Raw genomic sequence first — 5,239 nt, 5'->3', positions numbered from 1 at the left:
GGGAAGCCGCCGGAGAAACGGCGCAGACCATCGCGCCGATGGCCGATCCGCTGCCGCAAGCGCTGGTGCTGACCGCCATCGTCATCGGGTTCGCGATGACCGCCTTGGTGCTGGTGCTGATCCTGCGCGCCTTGTCCGACCTCGGCTCCGAGCGCGTCGATGCCCAGCCCAGCGACGCGCCCTCGGGGGAAACCCAAGCGAGCGACAGCGACCCCGGAGAAACCCGCCCGCCTGAGGCTCAGCGCGACGAGGGGGCGCGATGAGTCTGCTGCTGATCATCCCCCTCGCGCTGCCGCTCGGTCTTGGCGCCTGGCTCTTCGCCCATCCGGCGCTGACGCCACGTCAGCAGCACAGGCTCGGCCTGATCGGCGCCCTCGGTCAGTTCGGCGCGGCGGTTGCGCTGCTGGGACTGAGCGCACAGGGCCGCATCGCCGCCACCTTGATCGGGGACTGGCCCGTCTCCTATGGCATCGTGCTGGCCGCCGACCGGCTCTCGGCCCTGATGCTGACGCTCACCAGCGCTCTGGGGGTGACCGTGCTCGCGCATCTCGCTCTGGGCTCCAGTCTGGGCCCCAGTGCCGCCGAGCGCGGCGGGCGTCATTTCCATGCCCTGTTCCAACTGCAGCTGTTCGGTCTCGCCGGCGCCTTTCTGACCGCCGACCTGTTCAATCTGTTCGTGTTCTTCGAGGTGCTGTTGATCGCCTCCTACGGCCTTTTGGTCCAGGGCGGCGGTGGCGCGCGCAGCCGGGCCGCGTTGCACTATGTGGTGCTCAACATGATCGGCTCGAGCCTGTTCCTGATCGGTGTGGCGTCGCTCTACGCGGCCGCCGGGACCTTGAACCTGGCGCAGCTAGGCGAGCGTCTGCCAGCACTGGCTCCAGCCCAGGCGCCCTTGGCCGGTAGCGGCCTGCTGCTCCTGACCGGCGCCTTCGCGCTGAAGGCGGCCCTGGTGCCCTTGCACGCCTGGCTGGTGCCGGCCTACAGCGCGGCGCTCACGCCGGTGGCGGCGCTGTTCGCGATCATGACCAAGGTCGGCGTCTACGCGTTGTTGCGTCTGCTCGCCCTGACGCCGATCGGAGCTGCGGCCGGCGGCGGGGCCTTGGCCGAGCCGCCGCTCGCCGAACCGCTGCTGGTCGAGCCGCTGCTGGCTGGGCTGCCCGTCCAGGCGGTCCTCGCGACGGGAGCGCTGCTGACCATCGCCGCTGGCGCCATCGGCATGGTGGCCGCCACCGAGCTGCGCACCATGATCGCTTACCTGATCCTCGTGTCCGTCGGCACGCTGTTGACCGGTGTCGCCGTCGGCACCGCCGAGGGCATCGCCGCTGGCCTCTACTATCTGGTCCACACCACCCTGATCGCGGCAGGGCTGTTCCTGCTGACCGATGTCATCGGCCGGGGCCGGGCGCAGGGCGCCTGGCTGCGGCCCGCTCCGCAACCGCCGGCGGCCGCCTGGCTGGGGGCCTTGTTCCTGCTCGGCGCCTTGGCCATCGCCGGTCTGCCGCCGCTGAGCGGATTCGTCGGCAAGGTGCTGATCCTGGAGGCGGTGCGAAGCGCGGGCCAGGACGCCTCGGGGGTGCGTCTGGGCTGGATCTTGAGCTGGACCGCCGTGCTCGGCTCCACCCTGCTGGTGGTGGTCGGGCTGTCGCGCGCCGGGGTGATGCTATTCTGGCGCGGAGCGCCGGTCAGCACCGCTGGCGGCTCCGATACTCAGGCAGGGGCCGGCACCCAGGCCAGCACGCAGGCCGGCGCTCAGGTCGGGGCTCAGGCCGGGACTCAGGCCGGGGTCCAGACAGCAGGCGCCCATGCCCCGGCCGCCGCCGTGCTGTTGGCTGCCAGCCCGCTGCTGGCCCTGCTCGCCGGCCCAATGACAGGCTACACCGAGGCGGCTGCGGCGCAGCTCCTAGACGGCGGTGACTACCTGACCGCGATCAAGGGACTGGAGCCGGTCGACCCGCCAACGGCCGCCACCAGCGGGAATGGCGGGAACGACGAGATCAGCGGGCATGGCGAGCACAGCCGGAGCGGTGAGCACAGCGGGATCAAAGGGAACGGCGAGATCAGCCGGAGCGGTGAGCACAGCGGGATCAAGGGGAACGGCGGGAGCAGCGAAATCAACGGGAACGCCGGAAACAGCGGAGGCCGGCCATGAGACGCCTGCTGAAGCCACTGCGCGACGCTCCGATGACAGTCGTCGCCTTGACGCTCCTCTGGCTGCTGCTGCAAGGGAGCCTCGCGCCCGGACAGCTCCTGCTCGGGGTCCTCCTGGCGTTAGCGATCACCAGTGCCGTGAGCCCGTTTTCGAGCGGCCGGCTGCGAGTGCGCCGCCCGCTGCTGCTGGCGATCTTTCTCTGGCGCGTGGCCGTCGATATCCTGATCGCCAACCTGCGCATCGCGGCCTTGATCCTGACGCCCTCGCGCCATCCCCGGCCCGCTTTCGTCGAGCTGCCGCTGGCGTTGACGCAACCCTTCGCGCTCTACCTCCTGGCGAGCACGATTTCCCTGTCGCCGGGCTCGCTGTCGGCGGACCTCAGCGACGATCGGCGTGTGCTGTTGTTGCATCTGCTCGATGAACCCGATCCGGGCGATGCGGCGGCCGAATGCGCCAAGATCAAGGACCGTTACGAACGCCTGCTGCTGGAGGTCTTCCCATGACGGTGCTCACGCTCGCCATCGCCGCCGCGCTGGCCATGCTCAGTCTGGCGCTGCTGCTCAATCTGTGGCGCGCCTTGCGCGGCCCGGACATGCCCGACCGCATCCTGGCGCTGGATACGCTCTACACCAACAGCATCGCGCTGCTGGTGCTGCTCGGCATCCAGTTCCACCACATGCTGTATTTCGCCTCGGCGCTGCTGCTGGCACTGCTGGGCTTTATCACCACCGCCGCGCTCAGTCGCTATCTGCTGCGCGGCAACCTCATCGAAGAGTCCCACCAGGAGGAGACTTGAGATGTTCATCGAGATACTGGTCGCCGCACTCATCCTGCTCGGGGCCGCCTTCACCCTGATCGGCTCGATCGGCCTGGCCGCGTTGCCGGACTTCTTCTGCCGGCTGCATGGTCCGACCAAGTCGACGACCCTGGGCGTCGGCGGCATGCTCGGGGCATCGGCGCTGTATTTTTCCGCCCAGGATCCAGCGACGCATCCGACCGAGCTGCTCGTCGCCCTGTTCCTGTTCATGACGGCCCCGGTGAGCGCACACCTGCTGGCCAAGGCCGCGTTGCGTCTGCGGCTGCGTTCATTAGCGCCGGTGCCGGCGCGCTTTCGTCAGGATTCAACCGCTCCATCTGCATCCAGCGTCGGATAGTCGGTATAGCCCTCGGCGCCACCGCCATAGAAGGTGTCGGGGTTCGGTGGCGTCAGCGGTGCGCCCTCACGCAACCGGCGCACCAGGTCCGGGTTGCTGATGAACGGGCGGCCAAAGGCAATCAGATCGGCCTCGCCGGCGGCGAGCGCCTGGGGCGCATCCTCAGGCCCATAGCCGTTGTTGAGCATCCAGGGGCCATCGAAGCAGGCCTTGAGCGCGGCATAGTCGAAAGGCCGCTCGGCATCGTCCGGGTAACGCGGGCCGCCGGTCTCGCCTTGGATCACATGCACATAGGCGAGCCCAAGCGGATCGAGTCGGGCGACCAGATGCTCGAATAACGCCTGCGGGTCGGAATCGCGCGCGGTGTCGTTGAAGGTGGTCATCGGACTGATGCGGATGCCGGTGCGGCCGGCGCCGATTTCCGCGGCGATCGCCTGCATGATCTCGACCACCAAACGCGCGCGGTTGAAGATGCTGCCACCATAGGGCCCGGTGCGATCGTTGACGCTGTCGCGCAGGAATTGCTCCAACAGGTAGTTGTTGGCCGCATGCACTTCGACCCCGTCGAAACCGGCCTCGCGGGCGCAGCGCGCCGCATGCCGATAGTCCTCGATCAGGGCGGGGATCTCCTCATCGCGCAGCGCCCGTGGCGCGGAGACATCGACGAAGCCCTCGGCGGCGAAGGTCTGGACGTTCGGGCGCCGATCGGTCGAGGAGACCGGCGCGGCAGCGTCCGGCAGTAGCGAGCTGTGCGAGATCCGCCCGACGTGCCAGAGCTGCACGAAGATCCTCCCGCCGACGGCATGTACGGCATCGGTCACCTGCTTCCAGGCCGCGACCTGAGCGCTGTCATAAATGCCGGGGGTGTCGAGATAGCCCTGTCCCATCGGGCTGATCTGCGTCGCCTCGCTGATGATCAGGCCGGCACTCGCGCGCTGCCGATAGTACTCGACCTGAAGCGCGCCGGGCTTGAGGCCGGCGACCGCACGATTGCGGGTCAGCGGAGCCATCACGATGCGATTGGGGAGTTCCAGATCGCCGACCTGGATCGGATCGAACAACGGGGTCATAGACACTCCTGGGTGCTGGAATTGGCGACGCCGCGCGATCAGCTCCTGATCGCGGCGGGCGAAATAGAGGTCTTCGTCGGCCTGTTCCTTGAGCCGGAGCTTCTCCGGGAAATGGGTCATGCCGTGATCACGAGCGCTGCACATCGGTCTGAGGCTAGACGAATCCTGGGGGCGGCAATCTTCCGGCTCGACTGACTGTGCATGTATTTTAACCCTTTCGCGACCGGTTTCGATCTGAGGACGTCGCTGATGCCGAAGGCGCCTCGGCGGACGCGGGTTTCGATGTCGACTTGCGCGGCGACGCCTTCTTGGCGACAGGCCTCTTGGCGGTCGGCTTCGAGGTTGCCTTGGTAGTCGCCCCGCTGGTCGGCTTAGCGGTCGTCCCGCTGGTCGGTTTAGCGGTCGCCCCGCTGGTCGGCTTGGCGGTCGTCCCGCTGGTCGGCTTGTTCGCACCAGCCTTCTTTCCGGTCGTCTTCGCCGTTGTCTTGCGAGCCGTTGGCTTCTGCGCGGCGGTCTTCTTCGCGACGGTCCTTTTGGCCGCTCGATCGTTCGTCGCGGTCTTCGCCGCCTCGGCACGAGCCCTGGCCGACCTCTCAACCGTCGGTTCGGGTTGTACCGGCGGTGTCGACGGTTGCTCTAGCCGTTCCGGGCGCTCCGGCCGTTCCGTGCGCTCCGGCTGTTCCATCCGCCCCGGCTCCCGCTCAGGAGACTCCGGCTCGACGACAGCCCGAGCAACAGCCCGAGCTAGAGTCCGCTGCATCCATTCGCCGAGCGCTTGCGCCAGCCGCACACAGACGATGAGCCCATTGATCAGCGCCGAGATCACCGCGACCAGCACCGACCAGACAATCAGCCACAACGGCGGA

General features: G+C 68.1%; 7 protein-coding genes. 5 read left to right on the top strand and 2 right to left on the bottom strand.

All coding sequences use genetic code 11. The features are described 5' to 3' along the window. From ACLFQI_RS11365 to ACLFQI_RS11345, 5 genes are all read left to right on the top strand, one after another. A partial coding sequence (locus tag ACLFQI_RS11365) for an NADH-quinone oxidoreductase subunit K (protein ID WP_410759416.1) occupies window positions 1-263 on the top strand: 263 nt, incomplete at its 5' end. After that, window positions 260-2,149 carry a proton-conducting transporter membrane subunit gene (locus ACLFQI_RS11360; RefSeq protein WP_410759415.1) on the top strand — a complete coding sequence of 630 codons (1,890 nt, stop codon included), beginning with the start codon at window positions 260-262 and terminating at the stop codon, window positions 2,147-2,149. The genes ACLFQI_RS11365 and ACLFQI_RS11360, both read left to right, overlap by 4 nt. Next, window positions 2,146-2,652: a Na+/H+ antiporter subunit E gene (locus tag ACLFQI_RS11355; protein WP_410759413.1), complete on the top strand. Its 507-nt coding sequence runs from the start codon at window positions 2,146-2,148 to the stop codon at window positions 2,650-2,652. The genes ACLFQI_RS11360 and ACLFQI_RS11355 overlap by 4 nt, the downstream gene beginning before the upstream one ends. Before the next feature lie 2 nt (window positions 2,653-2,654). Beyond that, window positions 2,655-2,945 carry a K+/H+ antiporter subunit F gene (locus ACLFQI_RS11350; protein ID WP_410759420.1) on the top strand — a complete coding sequence of 97 codons (291 nt, stop codon included), beginning with the start codon at window positions 2,655-2,657 and terminating at the stop codon, window positions 2,943-2,945. Between the two features lies 1 nt (window position 2,946). Further along, window positions 2,947-3,303: a Na+/H+ antiporter subunit G gene (locus ACLFQI_RS11345; RefSeq protein WP_410759411.1), complete on the top strand. Its 357-nt coding sequence runs from the start codon at window positions 2,947-2,949 to the stop codon at window positions 3,301-3,303. Here the strand turns inward: ACLFQI_RS11345 and ACLFQI_RS11340 are convergent. Continuing rightward, window positions 3,264-4,373, bottom strand: a complete 1,110-nt coding sequence (locus ACLFQI_RS11340; protein ID WP_410759418.1) for an alkene reductase — start codon at window positions 4,371-4,373, stop codon at window positions 3,264-3,266. The two genes, ACLFQI_RS11345 and ACLFQI_RS11340, sit on opposite strands and share 40 nt — an antisense overlap. A gap of 208 nt (window positions 4,374-4,581) precedes the next feature. Further along, on the bottom strand, window positions 4,582-5,239 hold a 658-nt coding region (locus ACLFQI_RS11335; protein ID WP_410759409.1), incomplete at its 5' end, for a hypothetical protein.

Source organism: Halochromatium sp., from assembly GCF_046541315.1.
Taxonomy (GTDB): Bacteria; Pseudomonadota; Gammaproteobacteria; order Chromatiales; family Chromatiaceae; genus Lamprobacter.
Note: the sequence above shows the minus strand (reverse complement) of the source record. Positions and strands in the feature narration are given on the sequence as shown.

What these genes read in the sequence shown, in the direction of transcription:
- ACLFQI_RS11360 (WP_410759415.1), top strand. Translation starts at nt 260, where the DNA reads ATGAGTCTGCTGCTGATCATCCCCCTCGCGCTGCCGCTCGGTCTTGGC.
- ACLFQI_RS11345 (WP_410759411.1), top strand. Translation starts at nt 2,947, where the DNA reads ATGTTCATCGAGATACTGGTCGCCGCACTCATCCTGCTCGGGGCCGCC.
- ACLFQI_RS11340 (WP_410759418.1), bottom strand. Translation starts at nt 4,373, where the DNA reads ATGACCCCGTTGTTCGATCCGATCCAGGTCGGCGATCTGGAACTCCCC.
- ACLFQI_RS11355 (WP_410759413.1), top strand. Translation starts at nt 2,146, where the DNA reads ATGAGACGCCTGCTGAAGCCACTGCGCGACGCTCCGATGACAGTCGTC.